General features: G+C 71.4%; 26 protein-coding genes. 12 read left to right on the forward strand and 14 right to left on the reverse strand.

What is annotated here, in order from left to right:
* Genes AB0399_RS10455 through AB0399_RS10465 form a run of 3 tightly spaced genes read left to right on the forward strand, consistent with a single transcriptional unit; the run spans position 1 to position 3,379 of the window.
* Complete coding sequence (locus AB0399_RS10455) at positions 1–1,020, forward strand: sugar ABC transporter permease (RefSeq protein ID WP_366410975.1); 1,020 nt, start codon at positions 1–3, stop codon at positions 1,018–1,020.
* Positions 1,017–1,844, forward strand: a complete 828-nt coding sequence (locus tag AB0399_RS10460) for a carbohydrate ABC transporter permease (RefSeq protein WP_329364962.1) — start codon at positions 1,017–1,019, stop codon at positions 1,842–1,844. Before AB0399_RS10455 ends, AB0399_RS10460 begins: the two co-directional genes overlap by 4 nt.
* Positions 1,841–3,379 carry a glycoside hydrolase family 3 protein gene (locus AB0399_RS10465; RefSeq protein WP_329364960.1) on the forward strand — a complete coding sequence of 513 codons (1,539 nt, stop codon included), beginning with the start codon at positions 1,841–1,843 and terminating at the stop codon, positions 3,377–3,379. The genes AB0399_RS10460 and AB0399_RS10465 overlap by 4 nt, the downstream gene beginning before the upstream one ends.
* Positions 3,380–3,505: 126 nt before the next feature.
* On the opposite strand, the gene nagB is transcribed toward AB0399_RS10465, so the two are convergent.
* Positions 3,506–4,291 (reverse strand): glucosamine-6-phosphate deaminase, encoded by a 786-nt coding sequence (gene nagB / locus AB0399_RS10470; RefSeq protein WP_329364958.1) that lies wholly within the window; start codon positions 4,289–4,291, stop codon positions 3,506–3,508.
* Positions 4,292–4,425: 134 nt separating this feature from the next.
* On the opposite strand from nagB, the gene AB0399_RS10475 reads away from it, so the two are divergent.
* Positions 4,426–5,502: an SIS domain-containing protein gene (locus AB0399_RS10475; protein ID WP_329364956.1), complete on the forward strand. Its 1,077-nt coding sequence runs from the start codon at positions 4,426–4,428 to the stop codon at positions 5,500–5,502.
* A gap of 67 nt (positions 5,503–5,569) precedes the next feature.
* On the opposite strand, the gene AB0399_RS10480 is transcribed toward AB0399_RS10475, so the two are convergent.
* Positions 5,570–6,352 (reverse strand): SDR family oxidoreductase, encoded by a 783-nt coding sequence (locus tag AB0399_RS10480; protein WP_366410976.1) that lies wholly within the window; start codon positions 6,350–6,352, stop codon positions 5,570–5,572.
* A gap of 154 nt (positions 6,353–6,506) precedes the next feature.
* On the opposite strand from AB0399_RS10480, the gene AB0399_RS10485 reads away from it, so the two are divergent.
* On the forward strand, positions 6,507–7,100 hold the full coding sequence (locus AB0399_RS10485; protein WP_329364952.1) for a TetR/AcrR family transcriptional regulator: 594 nt from the start codon (positions 6,507–6,509) through the stop codon (positions 7,098–7,100).
* A 346-nt stretch (positions 7,101–7,446) separates the two neighbouring features.
* Positions 7,447–8,898 (forward strand): histidine kinase N-terminal domain-containing protein, encoded by a 1,452-nt coding sequence (locus AB0399_RS10490; RefSeq protein WP_329373922.1) that lies wholly within the window; start codon positions 7,447–7,449, stop codon positions 8,896–8,898.
* Between the two features lie 160 nt (positions 8,899–9,058).
* On the opposite strand, the gene AB0399_RS10495 is transcribed toward AB0399_RS10490, so the two are convergent.
* Entirely contained in the window at positions 9,059–9,316 is a 258-nt protein-coding gene (locus AB0399_RS10495) for a WhiB family transcriptional regulator (RefSeq protein WP_037913060.1), read from the reverse strand.
* A gap of 324 nt (positions 9,317–9,640) precedes the next feature.
* Positions 9,641–10,609 (reverse strand): diacylglycerol kinase family protein, encoded by a 969-nt coding sequence (locus AB0399_RS10500; RefSeq protein ID WP_329364949.1) that lies wholly within the window; start codon positions 10,607–10,609, stop codon positions 9,641–9,643.
* Between the two features lie 48 nt (positions 10,610–10,657).
* Between AB0399_RS10500 and AB0399_RS10505 the strand changes: the two genes are divergently transcribed.
* Positions 10,658–11,131 carry a hypothetical protein gene (locus AB0399_RS10505; RefSeq protein WP_366410977.1) on the forward strand — a complete coding sequence of 158 codons (474 nt, stop codon included), beginning with the start codon at positions 10,658–10,660 and terminating at the stop codon, positions 11,129–11,131.
* A gap of 424 nt (positions 11,132–11,555) precedes the next feature.
* On the opposite strand, the gene AB0399_RS10510 is transcribed toward AB0399_RS10505, so the two are convergent.
* From AB0399_RS10510 to AB0399_RS10525, 4 genes are all read right to left on the reverse strand, one after another.
* A complete protein-coding gene (locus tag AB0399_RS10510; RefSeq protein ID WP_366410998.1) occupies positions 11,556–12,500 on the reverse strand; it encodes a SigB/SigF/SigG family RNA polymerase sigma factor in 945 nt (314 codons plus the stop codon).
* Positions 12,501–12,762: 262 nt separating this feature from the next.
* Positions 12,763–13,176, reverse strand: coding sequence for an anti-sigma regulatory factor (locus AB0399_RS10515; RefSeq protein ID WP_093740726.1), 414 nt, complete (start codon positions 13,174–13,176; stop codon positions 12,763–12,765).
* A 155-nt stretch (positions 13,177–13,331) separates the two neighbouring features.
* Entirely contained in the window at positions 13,332–13,913 is a 582-nt protein-coding gene (locus tag AB0399_RS10520; protein WP_329364945.1) for a GNAT family N-acetyltransferase, read from the reverse strand.
* A 52-nt stretch (positions 13,914–13,965) separates the two neighbouring features.
* Positions 13,966–14,880, reverse strand: a complete 915-nt coding sequence (locus AB0399_RS10525; RefSeq protein ID WP_366410978.1) for a pyridoxal-phosphate dependent enzyme — start codon at positions 14,878–14,880, stop codon at positions 13,966–13,968.
* Between the two features lie 208 nt (positions 14,881–15,088).
* Between AB0399_RS10525 and AB0399_RS10530 the strand changes: the two genes are divergently transcribed.
* A complete protein-coding gene (locus AB0399_RS10530; protein WP_366410979.1) occupies positions 15,089–15,982 on the forward strand; it encodes a MurR/RpiR family transcriptional regulator in 894 nt (297 codons plus the stop codon).
* Positions 15,983–16,113: 131 nt separating this feature from the next.
* Here AB0399_RS10530 and AB0399_RS10535 read toward each other — a convergent pair whose 3' ends face one another.
* On the reverse strand, positions 16,114–18,135 hold the full coding sequence (locus AB0399_RS10535; protein ID WP_366410980.1) for an N-acetylmuramoyl-L-alanine amidase: 2,022 nt from the start codon (positions 18,133–18,135) through the stop codon (positions 16,114–16,116).
* A 218-nt stretch (positions 18,136–18,353) separates the two neighbouring features.
* Between AB0399_RS10535 and AB0399_RS10540 the strand changes: the two genes are divergently transcribed.
* Together AB0399_RS10540 and trxA are read left to right on the forward strand one after the other, a co-directional pair.
* Complete coding sequence (locus tag AB0399_RS10540) at positions 18,354–18,773, forward strand: MerR family transcriptional regulator (protein ID WP_328469124.1); 420 nt, start codon at positions 18,354–18,356, stop codon at positions 18,771–18,773.
* Between the two features lie 116 nt (positions 18,774–18,889).
* A complete protein-coding gene (trxA, locus tag AB0399_RS10545) occupies positions 18,890–19,204 on the forward strand; it encodes a thioredoxin (RefSeq protein ID WP_366410999.1) in 315 nt (104 codons plus the stop codon).
* Between the two features lie 106 nt (positions 19,205–19,310).
* Here trxA and sodN read toward each other — a convergent pair whose 3' ends face one another.
* Positions 19,311–19,706 carry a superoxide dismutase, Ni gene (gene sodN, locus AB0399_RS10550; RefSeq protein ID WP_103884447.1) on the reverse strand — a complete coding sequence of 132 codons (396 nt, stop codon included), beginning with the start codon at positions 19,704–19,706 and terminating at the stop codon, positions 19,311–19,313.
* Between the two features lie 134 nt (positions 19,707–19,840).
* Here sodN and sodX point away from each other — a divergent pair, with 134 nt between their 5' ends.
* Complete coding sequence (gene sodX, locus AB0399_RS10555) at positions 19,841–20,266, forward strand: nickel-type superoxide dismutase maturation protease (RefSeq protein WP_328469130.1); 426 nt, start codon at positions 19,841–19,843, stop codon at positions 20,264–20,266.
* On the opposite strand, the gene AB0399_RS10560 is transcribed toward sodX, so the two are convergent.
* Positions 20,170–20,802 carry a CGNR zinc finger domain-containing protein gene (locus tag AB0399_RS10560; protein WP_328469132.1) on the reverse strand — a complete coding sequence of 211 codons (633 nt, stop codon included), beginning with the start codon at positions 20,800–20,802 and terminating at the stop codon, positions 20,170–20,172. The genes sodX and AB0399_RS10560 overlap by 97 nt on opposite strands.
* An 82-nt stretch (positions 20,803–20,884) precedes the next feature.
* Between AB0399_RS10560 and AB0399_RS10565 the strand changes: the two genes are divergently transcribed.
* A complete protein-coding gene (locus AB0399_RS10565) occupies positions 20,885–21,667 on the forward strand; it encodes a class I SAM-dependent methyltransferase (RefSeq protein WP_329364924.1) in 783 nt (260 codons plus the stop codon).
* Between the two features lie 134 nt (positions 21,668–21,801).
* Here the strand turns inward: AB0399_RS10565 and AB0399_RS10570 are convergent, their stop codons facing one another.
* From AB0399_RS10570 to AB0399_RS10580, 3 genes are read right to left on the reverse strand one after another with little or no spacing between them, the layout of a single operon-like run.
* A complete protein-coding gene (locus AB0399_RS10570; RefSeq protein ID WP_329373917.1) occupies positions 21,802–22,554 on the reverse strand; it encodes an amino acid ABC transporter ATP-binding protein in 753 nt (250 codons plus the stop codon).
* A gap of 52 nt (positions 22,555–22,606) precedes the next feature.
* Positions 22,607–23,629 (reverse strand): amino acid ABC transporter permease, encoded by a 1,023-nt coding sequence (locus tag AB0399_RS10575; RefSeq protein ID WP_329364922.1) that lies wholly within the window; start codon positions 23,627–23,629, stop codon positions 22,607–22,609.
* A 1-nt stretch (position 23,630) separates the two neighbouring features.
* Positions 23,631–24,605, reverse strand: a complete 975-nt coding sequence (locus AB0399_RS10580; protein WP_329364920.1) for an ABC transporter substrate-binding protein — start codon at positions 24,603–24,605, stop codon at positions 23,631–23,633.
* Between the last annotated feature and the right edge of the window lie 393 nt (positions 24,606–24,998).

Consider the following 24,998-nt stretch of genomic DNA (forward strand, 5'->3'; position numbering starts at 1 on the left):
ATGGCCGCGCAGTACAAAGGGACGCAAGTACGGGGCCCCGACGAGGGAGCGGCCATACCCGGGCCCTCCGGCGCGCGCACCGCGGGACAGCCGCCGGCCGGTCGTGCCAAGACGCGGTCCGTCGGGGGCGCGGTCGTCGGCCGCTCGGTGCCGTACCTGCTGATCCTGCCCGCGCTGGCGGCCACCGTGCTGCTGCTGGGCTACCCGCTGGTGCGGAACGTGATCATCTCGTTCCAGACCCTCAACGCCTTCCAGCTGATCCAGCACACCACCCAGTGGACCGGGTTCGGCAACTACAAGGCCCAGCTGACCAGCGCCGACTTCTGGCACACCACCGAGCGGTCGGTCTTCTTCACCCTCGCCAACGTCGCGCTGATCATGGTCGGCGGCACCCTGATCGGACTGCTGCTGTACCGGCTCGGCAAGCGGATGCGGCTGCTGCTGTCGATCGGGATGGTGCTCGCCTGGGCGATGCCGATCGTGGCCGGCACCACCGTCTACCAGTGGCTCTTCGACACCCGCTACGGCGTGGTCAACTGGTCCCTGAACAAGCTCGGCTGGCACTCGATGCAGGGCTACAACTGGTTCGGCCACCAGCTGTCCACCTTCGCGGTCATCACCCTGATGATCGTCTGGCAGTCGCTCCCGTTCGTCGCGCTCAACCTCTACGCGGGCCTGACCACCATCTCCGGGGAGATCTTCGAGGCGGCCCGGATGGACGGCGCGGGCGCCTGGCGCTCCTTCAGCTCGGTGCTCTTCCCGATGCTCAAGCCGTTCTTCCTGAGCACCGCGTTCCTCGAGGTCATCTGGGTGTTCAAGGCGTTCACCCAGGTCTACGCCCTCAACTCCGGCGGCCCCGAGGGCCTGACCGAGACGCTGCCGGTCTACGCCTACGTCCAGGGCGTCAGCGGCCAGCACTACGGGACCGGCGCGGCGATCTCCGTGCTGACCATCCTCATCCTGCTGGTGCTGATGTCCTACTACTTCCGGATCATGTTGAAGCAGGAGGACGAGCTGTGAGGCGCTCCACGTTCGGACGGCTGTGGCCCAACGTCGTCGCGGTCATCCTCTTCGTCTTCTTCGTCTTCCCCGTCTACTGGATGCTGACGACGGCCTTCAAGCCGGACCTCGACATCATCTCCACCACCCCGGTCTTCGTGCCCGTCCACGGCACCATGTCGCACTTCGACAAGGCCGTGCACGCGGCGGGCTTCTGGACCCTGGTGCGCAACAGCCTCACCGTCACCATCGGTTCGGTGCTGCTGTCGCTGGTGGTGGCGACCGCGGCGGCGTTCGCGGTGGCGCGGATGCGCTTCCGCGGCCGCAAGGCGTTCATCCTCATCGTGATGATGGCCCAGATGGCGCCGTGGGAGGTCATGACGATCTCCGTCTACCTGATCGTCCGCGACCAGGACATGCTCAACAGCCTGGTCCCGCTGACCTTCTTCTACATGATGATGGTGCTGCCGTTCTCCATCTGGACGCTGCGCGGGTTCATCGCCGCGGTGCCCAAGGAACTGGAGGAGTCGGCACTGATGGACGGCTGCACCCGGTTCCAGGCGTTCGTCCGGGTGGTGCTGCCGCTGCTGGCGCCGGGGTTGATGTCCACCTCGCTGTTCGGCTTCATCACGGCGTGGAACGAGTTCCCCCTGGTGCTCATCCTCAACAAGGAGAGCGGCCAGACCCTGCCGCTGTGGATCACCCAGTTCCAGACCAACTTCGGTGACGACTGGGGCGCTACCATGGCCGCGTCCAGCCTGTTCACCATCCCCGTGGTGATCGTCTTCCTGTTCCTCCAGCGCAGGGCCGTCGCCGGTCTGACAGCCGGGGCGGTGAAGGGATGAGCCCCATCGCCCACACCGACGACCTCGGCGGCGCCACCGGCCCGCACCCGGACACCGTCACCGCGGACGCGCTCGCCGTCCTCCAGCCCGGCTTCGCCGGCACCACCGCGCCCGCGTGGGTGCTGCGGCTGCTCGGCGAAGGGCTCGGCTCGGTCGGCCTGTTCGCCCGCAATGTCGAGTCACCGGAGCAGGTGGCCGCGCTCACCGCGCAGTTGCGGGAGGTACGCCCCGACGTGCTGGTCGCCGCCGACGAGGAGGGCGGCGACGTCACCCGGCTGGAGGCGCGCGGCGGTTCGTCGTTCCCCGGCAACCTCGCGCTCGGCGCGGTCGACGACCTGAAGCTGACCCGCGCGGTCGCCGCCGAACTCGGCCGCCGGCTGGCTGCCTGCGGCGTGAACTTCAACTGGGCGCCGTCCGCCGACGTCAACTCCGACCCGGGCAACCCGGTGATCGGGGTGCGCTCCTTCGGCGCCGACCCCGAACTGGTGGCCCGCAACACCGCGGCCTACGTGGAGGGCCTGCAGTCCGCGGGCGTCGCCGCGTCGGTCAAGCACTTCCCCGGCCACGGCGACACCGCGGTGGACTCGCACCACGCGATGCCGCGGATCGACGTGGACCTCGACACCCTGCGGGCCCGCGAACTGGTGCCCTTCCGGGCGGCGATCGCGGCCGGCGCCAAGGTCGTGATGAGCGCGCACATCCTGGTGCCCGCGCTCGACCCGGACCTGCCCGGCACGCTCAGCCCGGCCGTCCTGGGCGGCCTGCTGCGCGCCCCCCGCGAGGAGGGCGGCCTCGGCTACGACGGGCTGGTGGTCACCGACGGCATCGAGATGCAGGCGATAGCGGCCACGTACGGGATCGAGCGCGGCACCGTGATGGCGCTGGCCGCGGGGTGCGACGCGATCTGCGTGGGCGGCGGGCTGTGCGACGAGCAGACCGCGCTGGACCTGCGCGACGCGATCGTGGCGGCGGTACGGGACGGCTCGCTGCCGGCCGAGCGGCTGGCCGACGCGGCGCGCCGGGTGAGGGAATTGGCCGCCTGGGCGGTCGCACAGCGGTCGGGTGCGGCGGAGGGGAGCGCACCCGACTCCGACATCGGCCTGGAGGCGGCCCGCCGGGCCTTGCGGATCACCCGCGCCGAGGGCTTCACCCCGCTGGACAACCCGCCCTACGTGGCGGCGTTCACCCCGATGGCGAACATCGCGGTAGGCGACGTGACCCCGTGGGGAGTCGCCGCGGAACTGGAGCGGCTGCTGCCCGGCACCCGCACCGGCACCTACCGCACCGACGACGTCACCGAACTGCTCGCCGCGGCCGGCGACCGCAGGGTGGTGGCCGTGGTCCGCGACGCGCACCGGCACGCGTGGATGGCGCGGGCGCTGGACGGGCTGCTGGCCGCCCGCCCGGACACGATCGTGGTGGAGATGGGCGTGCCCCAGGCCCCGCCGGTCGGCTCGCTGCACATCGCCACGCACGGCGCCGCCCGGGTCTGCGGCGAGGCCGCGGCGGAGGCGATCGTCGGCCGCGAGGCGTAGCGCGGGCAGGCGGCGGCCGGGAAGGCGCCGGATACGGCAGACGCCGCGGGCTCCGGGAAGGAGCCCGCGGCGTCCGGTCGTCACGGACGGCCCGAGGCGGCCGGGCCGGGCGCGGGGTGCCGCCGGTTACAGCCCCTGCCAGTCCGGCTTCGCGGCGAAGGTGGCGCGGAAGTACGGCGCCAGCTTCAGCTTGGACGCGGCGGCCTCGTCGACCACCACCGTCGCGTGCGGGTGCAACTGCAGCGCGGAGGCGGGCACCACGGCGGCGACCGGGCCCTCCACGGTCTGCGCGACGGCCTCGGCCTTGCCCTCACCGGTGGCCAGCAGCACCAGGTGCCGCGCCTCCAGGATGGTGCCGATGCCCTGGGTGATCACATGCTGCGGCACCTGCGCGATGTCGCCGTCGAAGAAGCGGGCGTTGTCCACCCGGGTCTGCTCGGTGAGGGTCTTGATCCGGGTGCGGGAGGCGAGCGAGGAGCAGGGCTCGTTGAACCCTATGTGCCCGTCGGTGCCGATGCCGAGCAGCTGGAGGTCGACCCCGCCGGCCGCCGCGAGCGCCTCGTCGTACGCCGCGCAGGCCGCCCGTACGTCGGTGGCGGCGCCGTCGGGACCCATGAACGACTTCGAGGACAGGCCGAGCGGGTCCACCACCTCCCGCAGCACCACCGAGCGGTACGACTCCGGGTGGCCGGCCGGCAGGCCCACGTACTCGTCGAGCTGGCAGACCCGGGCCCTGGAGGCGTCCACGGCGCCGGAGCGCACCTTGGCGGCGAGCGCCTGGTAGACCGGCAGCGGGGTGGAACCGGTCGCCACGCCGAGCAGTGCGTCGGGCTTGCGGCGCAGCAGGGCGGCCATGGCCTCCGCGATGAGTTCGCCGCCCGCGGCGGCGTCCGGCACGATGACAACTTCCACGCTGGGCCTGCCGTTCTCAAGAAGGATACATGTGGTATAGACCAATCTATCAGATTGGGCCACTCCGGTGGTGCGGCGGGGGGCGTCCTGTGTTCGACTGGTGGAGGTCGGACGGGTGGGATGGAGGCGGTGGGATGTCGGCTTCTGCGTCGTCCCCGGCCCCGCGCGCGGGTGAGCCGGGCTGGATCATGTTCGGCGAGATCGCCGAGCAGCCGGAGGTGCTGCGCCGGGTCCTGGCCGAGGCCGCGCCCCAGGTGCGCCGGACCGCCCACCGGATCGCGGCCCGGCGGCCCCGGTTCGTGCTGCTCAGCGCCCGCGGCACCTCCGACCACGCGGCGCTGTACGCGAAGTACCTGATCGAGGTGGAACTGGGCCTGCCCTGCGGGTTGACCTCAATGTCCACCGTCACCGCGTACGGGGCCACCCCGCACCTGGAGGACGTGCTGCTGGTCAGCGTCAGCCAGTCCGGCGGCTCGCCCGACCTGGTCGCCACCACGCGGGCCGCCCGCCGGGCCGGCGCGATCACCCTCGCGGTCACCAACAACCCGGACTCGCCGCTGGCGGAGGTCGCGGAGTTCCACCTCGACATGCTGGCCGGGCCGGAGAAGGCGCTGCCCGCGACGAAGACGTACACCGCGGAACTCCTGGTGCTCTACCTGTTCGTCATGGGCCTGCGCGACGACGACGGGGCGGCCGCCGCCGTGCTGCCCGACCTCGTGCAGGAGGTGCTGGACCGCTCCGCCGAGGTGCGCGCGCTGGCCGGGCGGTACCGCTTCGCCGAGCGGATGGTGATCACCTCGCGCGGATACGGCTACCCGACCGCGAAGGAGGCCGCGCTGAAGCTGATGGAGACCAGCTACATCCCCGCGCTCGCCTACTCCGGCGCCGACCTGCTGCACGGGCCGCTGGCGATGGTCGACAACATCTCCCCGGTCATCGCGATCGTCACCGAGGGCCGGGGCGGCGAGGCGCTGCAGCCGGTGCTGGACCGGCTGCGCGGGCGGGGCGCGGACCTCGTGGTGATCGGCCCCCGAGTCCAGGTCAAGGCCGCCACGGGCGGCTTCGGGCTGCCCACCGGCAGGCTGCCGGAAGCGCTCCAACCCGTGCTGGAGATCGTCCCGTTGCAGCGGCTCGCCTACGAGGTGGCAGTCGCGCGCGGCCAGGACCCGGACGCGCCACGGGCGTTGGCGAAGGTGACCGAGACCCGGTAGCGGGGCGGCCCCCGGTGGACGTGCGCCTGGGGGTGGACGCGCGCCCGGCGCAGGCGCGTTCCGCCGGTCAGAGCAGGGAGCCGCCGGTCGCGTCGAGCCAGTGCCCGGTGATCCAGCGGGCGGCGTCGGAGGCGAGGAACGCGACGGCGTCGGCGACGTCCTCGGGGGCGCCGACCCGCTTGAAGACGGAGTAGCCGGCGGCCTGTTCCCAGGCGGCGTCGGAGGTACGGATGACCGGCGCGGTGTTGTCGGTGTCGATGATCCCGGGCGCGATCGCGTTGACGGTGATGCCGCGCGGCCCGAGCTCCTTGGACAGGTCGCGGGTGAAGACGTCGAGCGCGGCCTTGGACATGGTGTAGGCCATCAGTTCGGGCATCACCGCGTTGTGGGTCAGACCGGTGGAGACGTTGACGACGCGGCCGCCGTCGCGCAGCCGGGACAGCGCGCCGCGGGTGAGGAAGAAGGGCGCGCGGGTGTTGACCGCGAAGACCCGGTCGAACTCGGCCCGGTCGATGCGGGCGTAGGGGCTCGCCACGCCGATGCCGGCGTTGTTGACGAGGATGTCCAGCCCGTCCGCGGCCCGGTCGAAGGCTGCCCACAGCGCTTCCGGGGCGTCGGGGTCGGCCAGGTCCGCGCCGAGCGGGAAGGCGGTGCCGCCGGCCGCCTGGATCGCGGCGACCGTGGCGTCGGCGGCGGCCTTGTTCGTGCCGTAGTGCACGCCCACCCTGGCGCCGTCGCGGGCCAGCCGCAGGGCTATGCCCCGGCCGATGCCGCGGCTGCCGCCGGTGACCAGGGCGGTCCTGCCGGTGAGCGGTCCGGGGCCCGCCGCCGTGGCTGTGCCGGAGCGCACGGCCGTACCCGTGCCTGTACCCGTGCCTGCGCCCGTGACCGCCGCCGTACCCGTGTTCGTCATTGCCCGCACCCGATTTCTCTATCGATCGCTACAGAATGACCCGCGATGGGACCGTACCACATTGTCTAGCGGTCGCTATAGAATGTGGGGCATGGTTTCCACCCGGCCCCGCGGCCGCCCCCGCGCCTTCGACCGAGAGGCCGCCCTCGACCAGGCGGTGCGCGCCTTCTGGGAGCACGGCTACGAGGCCACGTCCGTCGCGGACCTGACCCGGGTGATGGGGATCGGCGCGCCCAGCCTCTACGCCGCGTTCGGCGACAAGCGGGCCCTCTTCGCGGAGGTCGTGGACGTCTACGCCGCCCGCTACGGAGCCTTCGGCGAACGCGCGCTCGCGGAGGAGCCGACCGCCGCTGCCGCCGTGGCCCGCCTGCTGAGGGAGGCGGCGGTCGAGTACGCGGACGAGGCCCATCCGCGCGGCTGCCTCATGATCAGCGCGGCCGCGAACTGCACGACCCCGGAGGTGCGCGACGCGCTCCGGGCCCGCCGCGAGGCCAACGTCGAGGCGATCCGGGTCCGGATCGCGGCCTCCGTCGACGCCGGCGAGCTTCCCCCGGACACCGACGCCAACGCCCTCGCACGCTACGTCGGCGCCGTCATCCAGGGCATGTCCCAGCAGTCCCGTGACGGCGCCACCCGTGAAGAGCTGTCCGCCATAGCCGAGTTGGCCCTGCGCGCCTGGCCGTGAGAACACTTCGGGCCGCGGTGCCGGGAGAGGACCCTCAACCTCTCCAGCACCGCAGCCCGGAGCTGCCGTCGGCACCGTGGTCGGACGGGTGTGCGGTGCCCTTCCGACCCGATAGGGCCGACCAGTGAGGCGTCAGGCGTAGTCAGGGCAGAGAACGCCGTGGCCTCGATCCGTCCTCCTGTGCGGGGAGGGCGGAGGTCTACTTATCGGTATTGTGGACTAGACCAGTCGGCCTTGTCCATGGGTGTGCCACCGATTCCGTCCGTGAATTCCCGGTCGGACGCGCCGTGAAACGCGCCGAACCTCACAGCTTTCGCAGGGAGGTACGCTCACAGGCGTGCCCTCCATGAACGACCTCGTCCGCGAGCACACCGGCCTCGACTCATCCGATCTCGAATGGCTGCATCTGCTCGTCTCGGAGTGGCAGTTGCTCTCCGACCTGTCCTTCGCCGACCTGGTGCTGTGGGTTCCCACCCGGGACGGCACCCGGTACGTCTCGGTCGCCCAGATGCGCCCCAACACCGGCCCCACCTCCTACCAGGACGACATGGTCGGCCACCTGGTGCCCCGCGGCCGGCGCCCGCTGCTGGACGCGGCGCTGGACGAGGGGCGGATCGTCCGCGAGGGCGACCCGGAGTGGCGGGAGGAGGTGCCGGTGCGGGTGGAGTCGATCCCGGTCCGGCGCGACGGCCGGGTGCTGGGGGTGATCGCCCGCAACACCAACCTGCTGACCGTGCGCACCCCGAGCCGGCTGGAGCTGACCTATCTGCAGAGCGCCTCCGACCTGGCGCAGATGATCGCCGCGGGGTCCTTCCCGTTCCCGGCCGAGCAGGTGGACATGGACGCCTCGCCGCGGGCCGGCGACGGGCTGATCCGGCTGGACGCCGACGGCCTCGTGCAGTACGCCAGCCCGAACGCGCTGTCCGCCTACCACCGGCTCGGCCTGGCCGCCGACCTGGTCGGCCACCACCTGGGCCGGGCCACCGCCGAACTCGCCCCGGACCGCGGCCCGGTGGAGGAGGCGCTGGTGAAGCTCGCCAGCGGCTGGGCGCCCCGGGAGTTCGAGGTCGAGGCGGGCGACGGGGTGATCCAGTTGCGCTCGATCCCGCTCAAACCCAAGGGCGTGCACACCGGTTCGCTGGTGCTGCTGCGCGACGTCACCGAACTGCGCCGCCGCGAGCGGGAGCTGATCACCAAGGACGCCACCATCCGGGAGATCCACCACCGGGTGAAGAACAACCTCCAGACGGTCGCCGCGCTCCTGCGGCTGCAGGCCCGCCGGATGGACTCCGAGCGGGCCCGTGAGGCGCTGGACGAGGCGGTGCGGCGGGTCGGGTCGATCGCGATCGTGCACGAGACGCTGTCGCAGAACCTGGACGAGAAGGTGGAGTTCGACGAGATCGCCGACCGGGTGCTGGCGATGGTGGCGGAGATCTCACCCGGACGGGTCACCACCCGGCGCGGCGGCAAGTTCGGCATCCTCACCGCGGAGACCGCCACCCCGCTGTCCATGGTGCTGACCGAACTCGTCCAGAACGCCCTCGAACACGGCTTCGGGCCGGGGGAGTCGGGCACCGTGGAGGTCACCGCGACCCGCGGCCGGGACCGCATCACCGTCACCGTCCAGGACGACGGGCGCGGCCTGCCCCCGGAGTTCGACGCCCAGCGGGCGGGCAACCTCGGCCTCCAGATCGTCCGCACCCTGGTGGTGGGCGAGTTGGGCGGCACCTTCGACATGCTCCCGGCCCCGGCCGGCCCCGGCACCCGAGTGACCCTCGAACTGCCGTTGGACGCCTGACGGTTGAGAGCGCCGCCGGCCCGCCGCACGGCCGGCAGGACAACACGCGGAAGCCCCGTACCCATCCGGTACGGGGCTTCTCGCGATACTGCGTGCTGCGCGTATTGGCAGGTGCTGCGCGCTGCGGCTCGGGGCTAAGGCTTCTGGGTCGTCCGGTCTCTCAGGCGCTGGCGTTACGGGCCCGGTTGCGGGCGGCGCGGCGCTTCATCGCACGACGCTCATCCTCGCTGAGGCCACCCCAGACACCGGCGTCCTGACCGCTCTCCAGCGCCCACTGAAGGCACTGGTCCATGACAGGGCAGCGGCGGCAGACGGCCTTGGCTTCCTCGATCTGCAGCAGCGCAGGACCGGTGTTGCCGATGGGGAAGAAGAGCTCGGGGTCTTCCTCGCGGCAAACGGCGCGGTGACGCCAGTCCATGGCTGCTCCAACTCCTTGTGTGACAAACAGGTTGCTTGTGAATGTGAACGCTTTCACGAATCCCCCCACAGGGAACGGGACGCCACCCAGCCTTCGCTGGCTGGTGCGGTCCCGCTTGGTGTGAGGTAGGAGATTCGGGCTCTCATGGGGGCCGTTTGTCGGCCGTCCCGATCGCCAGTAAGAGACTCGCAAACCTCGGCTGGAGATACAACCCCTTCAGGGAAGTTTTTTTGGATTCCTCGGTGTCGCCTCGGTCACAGCCGTACTTCCATGGGGTGCGGGGCAGCCTAAACGTTCGAGTAAAAGGACTTTAGGCTCTTCGACTTACACAATCACACGCAGTGCACGGCGTACGCCTGTGAAGGTTGCGTTCGTACGCAGTCCCAGGTGGTCACCGTCGACCTGGAAGGGCAGCGGCGCCTGCGAATGCAAGGTGAAGTCCGTCAGATCGTGCAGCGCCACCGCGTACTTGCCCCGGGGCCCGCGCTCCGGGGTGGAACGGAGCAATTGCGCCGCGTAACGGGCACCCGCGACCGTGGACATCTTGGTGACGCCCAGCAGGTCGAGCGCGGTGTCGAAGGACGCCCCGGGGGAGGCGTACACCGGTTTGTTGCCGAGGTACGTCCACGGGGCGGTGTTGCAGATTATGGCGGTGGACAGCTCGTCGATCGGCTCCTGGTCGGGCTGCTCCAGCGTGATCGTGCCGTGCCGGCGGTGCGGGTCGGCCATGAACTGGCGGGCCACCTGCCGCAGGTACAGCGCATGCGTGGAGCGTTTGCCCAACTCCCGCTGCTGCTCGACCCGTCCGACCACGCCCGCGTCGAAGCCCAGGCCCGCGCAGAAGGTGAACCAGCGCGGCGGTACGCCCTCGTCCTCGCTGCCCCGGGTGCCGCTCACCAGGCCCAGGCCCACGGTCCGGGAGGAGCCCGCGCGCAGCGCGTCCAGCAGGGCTCCGGTGGCCTCCACCGCGTCGTTGGGCAGGCCCAGGGCGCGGGCGAAGACGTTGGTCGAGCCGCCGGGGACCACCGCGAGCTGCGGCAGGGTCTCCGGGTCGGGGCCGTGGTGCAGCAGGCCGTTGACCACCTCGTTGACGGTGCCGTCGCCGCCGAGGGCCACCACGAGCTCGACCTCGCCCCCCTCCGCGGCTCTCCGGCCCAGGTCCCGCGCGTGCCCGCGGTACTCGGTGGTGGCCACCTCCAGCTTCAGATCGCTGGACAGCGCGGTACTGATCACGTCGCGGACCCGCGCGCTGGTGGTGGTGGCGGCGGGGTTGACCACGAGAAGAGCACGCATGCTCGACAGCGTACCTACGGATTTTCACGCCGGGCTACGCTGGCACGTGTGAGCCAGAAGACGACGAAGCGCAAGGAGTCCGGCGCGGGCGGGGCAGACGGCGTGGCTGCCGGCCCCACGGCACAGGTGCCGCCGGCCGGGCAGCCGACCGGGCCGCCGCCCCTGCGGCTGACCGCCGCGGCCGCGGTGGCGGGGCTGGAAGGGCTCTCCATCGCCGCGTGGGGCGTGACGATGTTCTTCGGCGGCAGCAGTGACGTGCTGCCCGGGTTTCTCGTGCTCGCCCTCGCCGCGCTTCCGCTCCTCGCGGCGTACGGGCTGCGCCGGGCCCGTCGGTGGAGCCGCGGGCCCGCGCTCATCGTGCAGCTCGTCGCGCTCCCGATCAGCTGGAACATGGTGCGCAGCGACGGCGCCGGGTTCGTCGCCTCCGGCGCGGTGCTCGGGGTGCTCGCGCTCGCGGGCCTCGTCCTCCTCGTCCACCCCGCCACCACCGACGCACTCGGAATCAACAGGACCGCCGCCTAGGGCCTTGCCGGCCCGGCCGAGCGGACCCTCCGGCGTGGTGGGTGCTGTCGGCCGAGGGACCACCTGCCGGCGACGGGCCTGTCGCGCGGTTCTCCCCCGGAGCTTCGCCTGGGTGGGGTGCCCCCCACGCGCCCCTGTGCATGCGCGGCTCCCAGCGTGCTTGCCCCGGAGGGACCCGGGCGTATCCAGGGGCGCGGGGCGGTTCTCCCCCGGAGCTTCGCCTGGGTGGGGGTGCCCCCCACGCGCCCCTGTGCATGCGCGGCTCCCAGCGTGCTTGCCCCGGAGGGACCCGGGCGTGTCCAGGGGCGCGGGGAACTCCCCCCAAAGGGGGCACCCCCAGCGCGCAGCCACCCGCCGGCAGGTGGTCCCTGGACCGACGGCACACACCACCCTGGGGGGGTCCGCTCGGCCCGCCCGGCAAGGGCTACTCGTCGATGAGGAGCTTGTCACGGAGCTGCGCGAGGGTGCGGGCGAGGAGCCGGCTGACGTGCATCTGGGAGATGCCGACCTCCTGCGCGATCTGCGACTGCGTCATGTTCCCGAAGAACCGCAGCAGCAGGATCGTCTTTTCACGCGGCGGGAGTTGCTCCAGGAGCGGCTTGAGGGACTCGCGGTACTCGACCCCCTCCAGGGCCTCGTCCTCGGAGCCGAGCGTGTCGGCGACGGCCGGCGACTCGTCGTCGGTGTCGGGCACGTCGAGCGAGAGCGTGCTGTACGCGTTCGCGGACTCCAGCCCCTCCAGGACCTCCTCCTCGGAGATCTTGAGGTGCTCGGCGAGTTCGTGCACGGTGGGCGCGCGCCCATGCCGCTGGGACAGCTCCCCGGTGGCGCTGGTGAGCGCCAGCCGCAGCTCCTGGAGCCGGCGCGGGACGCGGACCGCCCAGCCCTTGTCCCGGAAGTGCCGCTTGATCTCGCCGACGACCGTGGGCGTGGCGTACGTGGAGAACTCCACCCCGCGGTCGACGTCGAACCGGTCGACGGACTTGATCAACCCGATCGTGGCGACCTGGGTGAGGTCGTCCAGCGGCTCGCCGCGGTTCCGGAAGCGACGGGCGAGGTGCTCGACCAGCGGGAGGTGCATCCGCACCAGCTGGTTGCGCAACTCGGCCCGCTCCGGCGAGCCCTCGGGCAGCTTGCCCAGCTCGACGAAGAGCGCGCGGGCCCCCGAGCGGTCGTGCGGGTCGTGCTGCTCGGCGGACTCGCCCGCGGCGGGCTCCTGTTCGGGCCGCTCGGACTGCTCCGGCCGCTCCGGCTGGTCCGCTTGCTCCGCCTGCTCGGGCTGTCCCGGCTGGTCCGGTCGTCCCGGTTGCTCGGGCCGGGCCGGCTGGTCGGGCTGCTCCGCCGATGCCGCGTGCTCGTGCTGATCCATCCGGTCCGCCTGCTCCGCCTGCTCCGACGCGTCCATCACTTCCCTACGGTCCGTCCGGCCCCGGGCCAGGCCGGGGTCGGGGTCCGCCGCCCCGGGATCGGGGTGCGGTCTTGCCGACGGCCGCGGCGGCCCACCCGGCCCGGCGCCCACGGGGTCCGGCTGCTGGGGCGGCACGGAGGCATGCCCGCGCGCCGCGGGCACGTCGTGCTCCGCAGGTGGGCCGGGGGTGTCTGCTGGGCTCACGACGGCCGCCTCACATGCCTCACGACAGCCCGGGTACGGCGCCGCGCTTCTTGTGCAGACTGATGCTGACCGTCCGGTCCTCCGCGACGGTGGAGTCCACCTCGCCGGCCAGCGCGGAGAGCACCGTCCAGGCGAAGGTGTCGCGTTCCGGTGCGCGGCCGTCGGTGGTCGGCGCCGACACGGTGACCCACAACGAGTCCCCGACCAGCCGGAACACGCAGCTCAGCACCGAACCGGGGACGGCCTGTTGCAAGAGGATCGCGCACGCCTCGTCGACGGCGATCCGCAGATCCTCGATCTCGTCGAGGGTGAAGTCCAGCCGGGCCGCGAGTCCGGCCGTGGCCGTCCGCAGTACCGACAGATACGCTCCCGCCGCGGGCAGCCGGACCTCGACGAAGTCCTTCGACCCGGGCTCGCCTGCGATCTGGGACACCCACACCTCCAAGGTGGCACACAGTGATTGCTCTGGTTCGCAGCGACGCTACCGCGATCCGTACCCGGCTGTCGCCCGGACGGCGCACGGCCCCTTCCCATTCTGTCACCGATCGTAAGCGTACGGGTACGGAACGTGGAGTGCGCGCTGCCGACTCAACGCGCATGAGTCGGCGTCTGATTGGACGATGGGATGGTCGCACCGGTTGCAGTGATCGCTGATCCGGTGATCTCCGCTTCGGCGCGCGTGCCGGCCCGGGCCGCCAGCGCGTGCAGGGCGGGTCCTGACAGGCGCTGGACCGTCCACTCGTCCTGCGGCAGCGCGCCGATCGACCGGTAGACCCCGAGCGCCTGCTCGTTCCAGTCGAGCACCGTCCACTCGAAGCGCTCGTAGTCGCGCTCGACGCAGATCGCCGCCAGCGCGGCCAGCAGCGCCTTTCCGTGGCCGCCGCCGCGCATCTCCGGGCGGACGTACAGGTCCTCCAGGTACATACCCGGCTTCCCGGTCCAGGTGGAGAAGTTCCGGAACCACAGCGCGAACCCGGCCGGTCCGCCGCCGTCGCCCTCGCCGTCGGGCTCCGCCATGAGCGCGGAGGCCACCGCGTCGGGGCCGAACAGGGCGTCCCGCAGTTGCGCCACGGTCGCCCGCGCCTCCTGCGGTGCCCGCTCGTACGCGGCCAGTTCGCGGATCATCGCCTGGATGGCGGGGACGTCTTCGGGGGTCGCGGCGCGGATCATGCCACCAGATTACGACCGTACGGTGTGAGCGGTGCAGGAGCGTCCGGTTCGCTCATCCGGTGATCACGGCGGCGACCCGGGTGCCGGGCGGGAAAGCGCCCTCCTCGGCGAGGTGGAAGACGGCGTACAGCGTCTTGGCGACGTAGACGCGTTCCAGGTCCCTGCCGTCCAGGGCGTCGCGGTGCCGGGCCGCGAAGCCGGCGGCGAAGGCGTCCAGCGCCGGGTTGGTACGGGCGAAGCCGCCGCAGTGGAAGCGGTCCGCCACGCTCCAGTCGCCGCGCCGCCCGCCGAACGCCTCCTGCTGGAGCCGCAGCACCTCCTCGGTGAGGAAGCCGCCACGCAGCACCGCGACGCCGACCGCGCGGGCCGGCGCCGGCAGTCCGGCGGCCAGTCCGGCCAGGGTGCCGCCGGTGCCGCAGGCGACCGCCACCACGTCGGCGGCCGCGCCGATCTCCCGGCCGAGCTCCGTACAGCCCCGCACCGCAGGGGAGTTGGAGCCGCCCTCGGGGAGCACATGGGCGGGGCCGTACCGCTCCAGCAGCGGGGCCAGGACGTCCGGCTCGGTCTTGCGGCGGTAGGCGGCGCGGTCGAGGAAGTGCAGCCGCATGCCGTCGGCGGCGGCGCCGGCGAGCGAGTCGTTGAGCGGGCGGCCGGCCAGTTCGTCGCCGCGCACCACGCCGACGGTGCGCAGGCCCAGCAGTCTGCCTGCGGCGGCGGTGGCGCGCAGGTGGTTGGAGTAGGCGCCGCCGAAGGTCAGCAGGGTGTCGTGGCCGGCCTCGACGGCGGCGGCCAGATTCGGGGCGAGCTTGCGGAACTTGTTGCCCGGGAGCAGGGGGTGGGCCAGGTCGTCCCGCTTGAGCAGCAGGTGCACTCCGTGCCGGGCCAGCCGCTCGTCGGCGACCTCCACCAACGGAGTCGGCAGCCGCCCTCCAGGGTGCCCCGGGGGCAGCGGTACGGATACGTTCACCCACCCATTCTCCCGGGCGCCCCTCCGAGCAGGTGCGGCTCCCACCGTGCTCGCCCCGGAGTGTCAGGTGGAAGTGTCACCCGCATGGGTGACACCTGACGGCGCGCGGCAGCCGTCGCAAGAACCGGAGTTTTCTTGGCGCACCTGCTCCCACAAGCGGGATTCACGGTGCATCCTTACTCCCGTGCCGGAAAAGGACCCGAGACCCGTGAGGTCCGCAGCGGAGGGAGCCACTGCGGCCAGTGACGCGGGAGACGCGCTCACCGCGACCGTGCGCGGGCTGCTGCCCTCGCTCACCCCGGCCGCCGCGCGGATCGCGGCGCTCATCGTGCGCGACCCCGCCCAGGTGGCCCGCAGCACCATCTCGGAGTTGAGCGCGCTGGCGGGCACCAGCGAGTCCTCGATCGTGCGTACCGCCCGCGCGCTCGGTTTCGCCGGCTACCCCGAACTGCGGCTCGCGCTCGCCGCGTCGGCGGCCCGGCAGAGCCCGCGCTCGACGCTCTCGGCGGGCATCACCCCGGACGACTCGGCCGGCGAGGTGATCGCCAAGCTGGTGCACACCGAGTCCCAGGCGGTGCTGGAGACCGCCACCCAGCTCGACCCCGAGCAGCTCACCGGCGCGGTCAAGGCGGTATGCGGGGGAGGGCAGTTGCACATCGCCGGGGTCGGCGCCTCCGGGCTCGTCGCCCAGGACCTCCAGCAGAAGCTGGCCCGGGTCGGCCGGCCCTGCCACGCGCACGGCGACTCGCAGTCCGCGCTCACCAGCGCGGTGCTGCTCGGCGAGGGCGACGTGTTCCTGGCCGTCTCGCACTCCGGCGAGAGCCGCGACGTGCTCGAACCGCTGCGCCGCGCCTCCGCGTTGGGCGCCACCACCGTGGTGATCACCAACCACCCGATGTCCTCGGCCGCCCGGCTCGCCGACTTCGTCCTGGTGTCGGCGGGCCGGGAGACCACCTTCCGGCCGGGCGCGATGGCCAGCCGGATCAGCCAACTCGTGGTGGTGGACTGCCTGTTCGTCTGCGTGGCACAGCGCACCTTCGACCTGTCCAGCCGTGCGCTGCGGATCACCCACCAGGCGCTGGAGAGCGACCGGGCGCGCTGACCTCCCGCGCACCCGGCCGCTCCCGTCGTTCCGGTCCTTCGACGTCGTGACGTCACGGTGAACCGACGTCCGGCCGTCGGCCTCGCCGCCGCTCGGCCGCCGCCGGCCGCCGGTTCACCGCGGTCCTGACGTCACTTCGCCGGCACCACGTCCACGTCGTCCGCGCTCACGAACGCCATCCGGTGGTTGTAGACGATCTCGTACACCTTGGTCTTGCCGATGAAGTCGGTGCGGTCGTGCGGCGCGGACCCGTCGTAGTAGATCGCGAAGTACGAGTCGGTGTTCACCGCCGGGCCCGACGCGACGTACGACTGGCCGGCCGCGATCGAGTACTTCTTCGCGGGGGTCTGCGGGCGCGGCGCGGTGCCGCCCTCGAAGGCCACGAAGTCCGCCGGGTAGACCGACGCCTCCGGGTACGCCGTGGTGTAGACGGGGATCGTGGTGCGCCCGGCCTTGGGCACGATCCGCTCGGCCTTCACCGGCACGGTGGTCGGGTGCTGGGCGGTGTCCTGGAGCCACGCCTCCTGCCCGCCGTACCAGATGGCGGTCCAGCCGGGCCGGCGCTCGGCGACCACGTACTGCTCACCGGCGGGCGCCTTGTCGCCCCAGTCGTTCATCGCGTTGGTGCCCGCGCCGGTCGGATGCAGGTAGGGGTCGGCGAGCAGCGGCGCGCTCGTGCTCGGCGCGGTGTACAGCGGCACGAAGCTGGACGGCGTGTCGCTGGAGGTCACCGGGCAGTCGAAGCTGCGGTACGGGCCGGGGAACTGCTTGTAGCCCTGCACGTCGTCGCAGTACGTGGTGGTCTGCTTGTTGTTCTGGTAGCCGGGCTTGATCGCGACGATGTCGCTGCCCTTCTTCGCGGTGGCGTGGATCGGCGCGCCGAGCAGGTCGAAGAAGTGCTCCCAGTCCCAGCCCGGTCCCGGGTCCCAGTGCTGGGTGGCGATGCCGGTCTCGGTGCCGCCGGGGATGTTGTCGTGGCCGAGGATGTGCGCGCGGTCCAGCGGGATGTCGTACTTCGCCGCGAGGTACTTCACCAGGTTGGCCGTCGACCGGTAGAGGTCCTCGCTGAACCAGGCGGCGCCGTGGGTGGCCCACGCCTCCTGCTCGATGCCGATCGAGTGCTGGTAGAAGGAGCGGTTGGCGCTGTCCCAGGCGATGTCCTTGTCCGGCGTCATCTGGGTGACCAGGCCGTCGGAGGAGCGCACCACGTAGTTCGCGCCGGCCGCGTAGGTCGGGTCGCGGAACAGGTCGAGGGTGCCGTCGTAGGTCTCGTCGGTGGTGTGCAGCGTGATGTAGCGGATGTCCAGGCCGCCGTTGGGGCGGTCGGCGATGTCGTGGCTGCCGTAGTCCCCGAGGTCGCTGGGGTCCAGCAGGGTGTAGGCGCCCGGGATGGAGTTGCACGTCACGGACTTGGGGCATTCGGGCTTCTGGTCGCTCACCGGCGGGGTGACGTCCTTCAGGCCCAGCTTGCGCACGTCGTTCCGGTTCGGGTGCAGCCCGCGCACCGGGGCCAGCGTGATCTGCTGGCCGTCCTCGGTGGTCCGGGTCTCGCCGGTGCGCATGGCGCTCCAGGCGCCGTCGGCGAACGCCTGCGCGACCTTGTCCTCGGTGGACTGGCCGTAGCGCGCCGCGGCGGCGTACCAGCCGTCGACGGTCCGCGGCAGCTTGCCGTGGCCGTAGCTCCTGGCGTACGAGGCGAGCAGCGCGGCGCCGCCGCGGATGTTCTGCGTCTCGTCGCTCTGCACGGTCGCGGTGTCGGTGCCCAGCAGGGCGGCCGCGGCGGCCGCGGTGTGCTCGGCGGGCGCCTTGAGCAGGTCGGCGTAGCGCGGGGACTGGGTGGTCAGGCCGTCGGCGTCGAGTTCCTTGGCGGTGAGGTCGGTGAGGTTCATCGGGCCGTAGCCCGCCTCGGCGTTCTCCTGCCCGGCGTGGTCCTCCCACCGGGTCTCGTAGAACGACACCGCTTCGAGCACCGGCGCCGGGACGCCGAACTCGGCGGCGGCCGCGGTGAATTCGGCCTGCCGCGTGGACTGCGGGTCGGCGGCGCGCGCGGTGGTCGTGGTGACCGCGGTCACCGACAGGCCGGCCAGCAGCGACATCGCCGCGACCAGCGTGGCCGCTCTGCGCCTGCGGGGGAGGTTGAGGGGGTGGTGCATCCAGGCTCCTCGCGTTCCGGATGGGCGTGCATGGAGAGAAGTGCTGGGCCGCAGCCTGGCGAGGTCGGCTGGCAGTAAGCAACCTCCTCGACGTAAATCCTGAAAGTTTTCTTCAGAGCCGGGGGTGCGGGTCGGTGCGAGTCGGGTGATTCCGGGCCGCGCGCCGCCGCCCGCCGGGGCTGGCCTTGACGCATACGTCAAGGTCTACGGTCGTTCGCATGCGCATCGGTGAACTCGCGGACCGGGCGGGCACCACGACCCGTACCCTCCGCTACTACGAATCCCTCGGGCTGCTGCCGCCCGCCGGGCGGGCCGCCAACGGCTACCGCTCCTACGGCGACGAGCACGTGCGGCTGCTGGCGCAGATCCGCACCCTCCAGGACTTCGGCTTCGGCCTGGAGGAGACCCGCCCCTTCGTCGAGTGCCTGCGGGCCGGCCACGAGTCCGGCGACACCTGTGCGGACTCGCTGGCGGTCTACCGGCGCAAGCTCGCCGAACTGGACGCGTGCGTCGAGCGGTTGCGGTCCGTACGCGACCAGGTCGCCGCGCAGCTCGCCCGGGCGGAACTGGCCGCGGGGGCCGGCGAGGAACCGATGTGCGAGCTGGGCCCACCGACCGAGAGGACCACGTCGCCATGACCATCGCCACCGGCAGCACGCACGCCACCGGCAGTACGCACGGCACCGGCAGCACGCACGCCGGCACGCACGCCACCGGGAGTGCCGGCACGACCGCCGGTCATCCGCACCCGGGCGTGCCCGTCACCACCGACGCGACCTTCGCCGCCGACGTGCTCGCCGCCGACCTGCCCGTGCTGGTCGACTTCACCGCGTCCTGGTGCCCGCCGTGCCGCATGATCGCCCCGGTGCTCGCGGAGATCGCCGTCGAGGAGGCCGAGCGGCTGCGGATCGTCCAGCTCGACGTGGACGCCAATCCGGCCACCCAGGCCGCGTACGGCGTGCTGTCCATGCCGACGCTGATGCTCTTCCGGGCCGGCGAGCCGGTCAAGGTCCTGGTGGGCGCGCGGCCGAAGCGGCGGCTGCTCCAGGAGCTGGCCGACGAGATCTGAGCGCCGCCACAGACGACGACGGCCCCGATCGTGTGACACCCACGTAAACGTGAGGAACGTCACACAGACGGGACCGTCGGTCGTCTGCGTGTGGCGCGGCGGGCGGTCAGGCCTGCTTGGTCTCCCAGAAGATCTTGTCGATCTGGGCGATCAGGTCGAGGGCCTTCTGGCCGGTCGCCGGGTCGTTCGACGCCTTGGCGGCGCTGAGCGCCTTCAGGGTGTCATTGACGAGCTGGTGAAGCTGCGGGTACTTCTCGAAGTGCGGGGCCTTGAAGTAGTCGCTCCACAGCACCGAGACGTGGTGCTTGGCGAGTTCCGCACGCTGCTCCTTGATCAGGACAGCGCGGGTGCGGAAGTCAGCGTCCTCGTTGGCCTGGTACTTCTCCTGCACCGCCTTCACGGACTCGGCCTCGATGCGGGCCTGAGCCGGGTCGTACACGCCGCACGGCAGGTCGCAGTGTGCGCTTACCTTCACCTTGGGCGCGAACAGGCGAGTGAACATGGCCGTCCTTCCTCGTGATCGTCTTTCAGGTGCGACATTACTCCCTGGGGTAGTCGTTTTCCCGGCTGCCCCAGGTGGCTTAGGACAAAAGTCTGGTGTCACCCTGGGGGAAGAAACGAACCTGGAGGCGGAGGATGCGGGAGCAGGGGGCGAGGCTGTCATGGCAGCTCGTCGAGGTCACCGGTCCGTCGATGGCACCGACACTGCTGCACGGCGACTGGCTGCTGATCCAGAAGGTGAGCAGCGGAGCCGAGCAGGTACGCGAGGGGGACGTCGTGGTGATGCGGCATCCCCTCCAGCAGGACCTGCTCATCGTCAAGCGAGCGGTCGAGCGCCGCGAGAGCGGCTGGTGGGTGATGGGGGACAACGCCTTCGTCGCCAACGACAGCCGGGAGTTCGGCACCGTGCCGGACGAGCTGGTGCTGGCCCGGGCCAGAGGCCGGTTCCGGCCGCCGGGTGAGCTTCAGCGCTCGGTGGCGGGGGTCGCGTCCTGGGCGGCGTCGTGCGTGCGCCCGCTGCGCGCCGACCGGTCGTTCTCCAGGCGCTTGCGGGCCCGGTAAGCCGCCACGTTCGCGCGGGTGGCACAGCGGTCGGAGCAGTACCGGCGCGAACGGTTTGTCGATGTGTCGACGTATGCGTTGCGGCAGGGGGCTGCTTCGCAGATTCCCAGCCGGTCCACGCCCAACGAGGTGACCTGGACCGCCAACCCCATGCAGGCGCTTGCCGAGTAGGCGGCCGCGGTGTTCACCGCGTGATCTGCCAGGTGCATATGCCAGTCGGGCCGGCCGGTCTCCTCGTTGACGGTTGTGTGCCCGGAGATCTGCGGGCTGACCGGGAACTCCAGCATCAGCGCGTTGAGCAGGTCCACCGCACGGACCTCGTCCTGCTCGTCGGCCGCCTCGAAGATCCCGCGCAGCCGGGTCCGCACCGCGCGCAGCCGTGCGACGTCGCTCTCCACCACCCGCGCGGCGAGCTGGGTGCTGTTCCCGCACAGTTCCCGGACGGTGTCCGTCGAGGTCAGGGTGTCGGTGCCGCGCCGCGGCTCCTCGGTGTTCACCAGGCGCACGGCGTAGTCCGAGTAATAAGCCAGTTCCACTTGTGGTCCTTACTGGTCACGGTCTAGGCTCTGTAATAGCCGCTTGGGCTACCAGGGTATTACATGCAAGGAGGGGTTCGGAGTGTCCATCACATCCGAGAGCGCCAGGAGCGATCGGCACGGCACGGACTGGGCCGCCTGGCAGCGGAGCTGGGATCGCCAGCAGGAGTGGTATCTGCCCGACCGGGAGGAACGCTTTCGGGTGATGCTCGACATGGTCGAGGCGACGGTCGGCGACGCGCCCAGGGTGCTGGATCTCGCCTGCGGTACCGGAAGTATCACGGACCGGCTGCTGCGGAGGTTCCCGCAGGCGCGCAGCACCGGGGTCGACCTCGACCCGGCGCTGCTCATCATCGCCCGCGGGTCCTTCGCGCAGGACGACCGGACCTCCTTCGTCACCGCCGACCTCAAGGACCCGCACTGGCCGGACGCCCTCCCGTACGACTCCTACGACGCGGTGCTCACCGCGACCGCGCTGCACTGGCTGCACTCCGACGAGCTGAGCGTGCTCTACGGGCAGTTGGCGGGGCTGGTCCGGGCCGGTGGGGTGTTCCTCAACGCCGATCACATGCCCGACCCCGGCACGCCCCTGATCAACGCGGCGGAGTCCGCGCTGCGGCACGCCCGCATGGAGCGGGCGCGCGCGGAGGGTGTGCTCGGCTGGGCCGAGTGGTGGGAGCTCGCCGCGGCCGAGCCGGCGCTCGCCGAGGCCACGGCGGAGCGGTTCCGCATCTACGGGGAGCACGCCGACGGCGATACGCCGTCCGCGGGTTGGCACGCGGAGGCGTTGCGCTCCGCCGGGTTCCGGGAGGCGCGTGCGGTGTGGGCTTCGCCCTCCGACGCGATGACGCTGGCGCTGCGGTAGGGCGGTCCCCCCGGGGCGGCGCGTGCCCCCGGCGGCGCCAGGGGGAGTGCCCCCAGCGGCCCTTCGGGGCGCACCCTCCTTCCGCGGAAGGAGGGCGACCCCCAAGGGGCGCGCGGGGGCACCGCAGGGGTGCGTCACAGCACCTTGGAGAGGAAGGCCTTCGTGCGTTCGTGCTGGGGGTTGCCCAGCACGTCACGGGGGTGGCCGGACTCCACGACCTGGCCGTCGTCCATGAAGACCAGCGCGTCGCCGACCTCACGGGCGAAGCCCATCTCGTGGGTGACGACGATCATCGTCATGCCGTCCTCCGCGAGTCCGCGCATCACGTCGAGCACGTCGCCGACGAGTTCGGGGTCGAGCGCGGAGGTCGGCTCGTCGAAGAGCATCAACTTGGGCTCCATGGCGAGCGCCCGGGCGATCGCCACCCGCTGCTGCTGCCCGCCGGACAGCTGGGACGGGTAGCTGGCCGCCTTGTCCGCCAACCCCACCCGGTCCAGCAGGCGCTGGGCCCGCTCCCGGGCCACCGCCCTGGTCTCCCGGCGGACCTGCACCGGGCCCTCCATGACGTTCTCGATCGCCGTGAGGTGCGGGAAGAGGTTGAAACGCTGGAAGACCATCCCGATGTCGCGCCGCTTGGCGGCCACCTCGCGGTCCCGCAACTCGTAGAGCTTGCCGCCGTGTTCGCGGTAGCCCATCAGCTCGCCGTCGACCCACAGCCGGCCGGCGCTGATCTGCTCCAGGTGGTTGACGCACCGCAGGAACGTGGACTTGCCCGAGCCGGACGGCCCGATCAGGCAGAACACCTCGCGCGGCGCCACCTCCAGGTCGATGCCCTTGAGGATGTGCGCGGCCCCGAAGGACTTGTGCACCGCCTCGGCCCGCACCATCGGTTCGACGCCGGACTTCACCAGGCCGGCGCCCTTGCTGGGGGTGCTCATCTCAGGCCACCTTCGGTCGGCGCACGGTGGTCAGGTTGCTCATGACCTTCTGCCACGGGGTCGGCGGCAGCGAGCGCTGCGAACCGCGCGCGTACCGCCGCTCCATGTAGTACTGGCCGACGCTGAAGACGCTGGTCAGCACCAGGTACCAGATCGAGGCGACGAAGTACATCTCCATGATCGCGGTGGTGTCGCTGCCGATGTTGGTGGCGGCGCGCAGCAGTTCGGTGTACTGCACCACCGACACCAGCGACGAGGTCTTCAGCATGTTGATGAACTCGTTGCCGGACGGCGGGATGATCACCCGCATCGCCTGCGGCAGGATGATCCGGCGCATCGTCTTCGCGCCGGTCATGCCGAGCGCCTGCGACGCCTCCGACTGCCCCACGTCCACCGACTGGATGCCGGCCCGGACGATCTCGGCCATGTACGCGCCCTCGTTGAGGCCCAGGCCCAGCAGGGCGGCCACGAACGGGGTCATCACGGCGGTGGTGTCGTTCTTGTACACCGGCATCAGGTTGATGGTGTGGAAGATCAACGCGAGGTTGAACCACATCAGCAGCTGCACGTACACCGGAGTGCCGCGGAAGAACCAGATGTACAGCCACGCGACGGCGCCGGTCACCGGGTTCTTCGACAGCCGCATCACCGCGAAGAGCACGCCGAGCACCAGGCCCATGGCCATGGAGCACACCGAGATGAGGATGGTGTGCCACACGCCCTGGAGGATGGTGTGGTCGAAGAGCCGGCCGCGGACGGTGCCCCACAGGATGTCGCCCTGGGAGAAGGCGTAGGCGAGCCAGCCCAGCAGGGCGAGCACGACCAGCCCGGCCACCCAGCGCCCGTAGTGGCGCACCGGGATGGCGCGGATCGGCTCGTACGGCACTCCGGCCGGCGGCGCGCCGGCCGGTTCGCCGGGCGGGGTCTGCGGCGGGGACTTCTGCGGCGGGGTCTTCTGCGACGTGTCGGACGGGGGGTTCGCCGGGGTGTCGGCCGGTTCGGGGCCGGCCACTGCACCGGTCATGTCAGGAGCCGCCGTTGATCGCGGCGGTCTTGATCGCGCCGCTGTCGGCGTTCCACTTGTGCAGCACCTGGGCGTAACTGCCGTCCTGGATGATCGCGTTCATCGCCTGCTGGAGGACGTCCCGCAGCTGGCTGTTGCTCTTGTCGAGCGCGATGCCGAACGGGCCGGCGTCGGCCGGCGAGCCGGCGATCTGGAAGTCCTTGCCGTTGCCGGACTTCTGCGCGATGTACGCGGCCACCGGGGTGTCGTTGAGGTCGGCGACCGCGCCGCCGGCCTTGACCCGGGTCTGCGCCTCGGCGTCGGTGTCGAACGCCTGGATGTTCAGGCCCTTCGAACCGCAGGCCGTCTTCTGCTTCTTGAACGCGTCCTCGTAGATCGTGCCGCGCTGGACGGCGACGGTCTTGCCGCACACGTCGGCGAGCGAGCTGATGTTCTTCGGGTTGCCCTTCTGCACGAGCAGCGAGGAGCCGGACATGTAGTAGTCGACGAAGTCGACGCCCTTGCCGGTCTTCTTGCCCTTGTCGTCCAGTCCCTGCTGGCGGTCCTTGGTGTCGCTCATAGCGGACATCACGATGTCCTCGCGGCCGGTGTAGAGCGAGGTGATCAGACCGTCGAACTGGCCGTTGGTGAACTCGAGCTTCACGCCCAGCTGCTTGGCCAGCGCGGCGCCGATGTCGGGGTCTATCCCGATGATCTTGCCGTTGGAGGTCTGCTCCATCGGCGCGTACGAGGCGTCGGTGCCGACCTTGATCACGCCGGCGTCCTGGAACTTCTTCGGCAGCTTCGCGAAGAACGGCGCCGCAGACGTGCTGGTCGAGGACGCACCACCGGACGAACCTCCCGACGAGCTACCGGAGTCGTCCTTCTTGGTCTGGTCGCCGCACCCGGTGAGCACCAGGGCGCCGGCGACCGCGAGGGCGGCGACCGCGGTGAGGCGAGTGAGGGGGGTCGAACACCGAGGGGAGCCTGCGGTCATCGCTGTGTCCTCCAACGAAACGAGCGTGTTACCTGCGGTCGGTCCTTGGGCGCCAGGGGCACGCATCTTCGAGTGCCGCCACCCAGTGTGATCTGTGCATCTTGCCATCCGGACAGCGCCAGGCAGGGTTCTCGTTGTGTCAAAATCGGATAACGGGCCATCCCCGGGCTGCCATCGGGCCGGCACACCAAGGCCGGACCGCGATGGGGGCCGTGTCGATCGTTTTGCACTCGTCATCGGAAACCTGCTTCCGGTAGAACGGGTCCTTCACCCCTCATCCGGGGCCTATGGCGTGCGTGCGGCGCGCCTGGTGCTGCCCTGTCACCCCGGCTACTCGTACCCGGTGGCAGCGGCGCCGAGCCCACCTCTCCCCACACCGGGGCGAGCACTCAC

The sequence above is a fragment of the Streptomyces sp. NPDC088194 genome (assembly GCF_040702025.1).
GTDB lineage: Bacteria > Actinomycetota > Actinomycetes > Streptomycetales > Streptomycetaceae > Actinacidiphila.

Excerpts from the sequence above, each read along its gene's own strand:
- AB0399_RS10455 (WP_366410975.1), top strand. The coding sequence starts at position 1 with ATGGCCGCGCAGTACAAAGGGACGCAAGTACGGGGCCCCGACGAGGGA.
- AB0399_RS10465 (WP_329364960.1), top strand. The coding sequence starts at position 1,841 with ATGAGCCCCATCGCCCACACCGACGACCTCGGCGGCGCCACCGGCCCG.
- AB0399_RS10475 (WP_329364956.1), top strand. The coding sequence starts at position 4,426 with ATGTCGGCTTCTGCGTCGTCCCCGGCCCCGCGCGCGGGTGAGCCGGGC.
- AB0399_RS10485 (WP_329364952.1), top strand. The coding sequence starts at position 6,507 with ATGGTTTCCACCCGGCCCCGCGGCCGCCCCCGCGCCTTCGACCGAGAG.
- AB0399_RS10490 (WP_329373922.1), top strand. The coding sequence starts at position 7,447 with ATGAACGACCTCGTCCGCGAGCACACCGGCCTCGACTCATCCGATCTC.
- AB0399_RS10495 (WP_037913060.1), bottom strand. The coding sequence starts at position 9,316 with ATGGACTGGCGTCACCGCGCCGTTTGCCGCGAGGAAGACCCCGAGCTC.
- AB0399_RS10500 (WP_329364949.1), bottom strand. The coding sequence starts at position 10,609 with ATGCGTGCTCTTCTCGTGGTCAACCCCGCCGCCACCACCACCAGCGCG.
- AB0399_RS10510 (WP_366410998.1), bottom strand. The coding sequence starts at position 12,500 with ATGGATCAGCACGAGCACGCGGCATCGGCGGAGCAGCCCGACCAGCCG.
- AB0399_RS10520 (WP_329364945.1), bottom strand. The coding sequence starts at position 13,913 with ATGATCCGCGCCGCGACCCCCGAAGACGTCCCCGCCATCCAGGCGATG.
- AB0399_RS10535 (WP_366410980.1), bottom strand. The coding sequence starts at position 18,135 with ATGCACCACCCCCTCAACCTCCCCCGCAGGCGCAGAGCGGCCACGCTG.
- AB0399_RS10540 (WP_328469124.1), top strand. The coding sequence starts at position 18,354 with ATGCGCATCGGTGAACTCGCGGACCGGGCGGGCACCACGACCCGTACC.
- sodN (WP_103884447.1), bottom strand. The coding sequence starts at position 19,706 with ATGTTCACTCGCCTGTTCGCGCCCAAGGTGAAGGTAAGCGCACACTGC.
- sodX (WP_328469130.1), top strand. The coding sequence starts at position 19,841 with ATGCGGGAGCAGGGGGCGAGGCTGTCATGGCAGCTCGTCGAGGTCACC.
- AB0399_RS10570 (WP_329373917.1), bottom strand. The coding sequence starts at position 22,554 with ATGGTGCGGGCCGAGGCGGTGCACAAGTCCTTCGGGGCCGCGCACATC.
- AB0399_RS10575 (WP_329364922.1), bottom strand. The coding sequence starts at position 23,629 with ATGACCGGTGCAGTGGCCGGCCCCGAACCGGCCGACACCCCGGCGAAC.
- AB0399_RS10580 (WP_329364920.1), bottom strand. The coding sequence starts at position 24,605 with ATGACCGCAGGCTCCCCTCGGTGTTCGACCCCCCTCACTCGCCTCACC.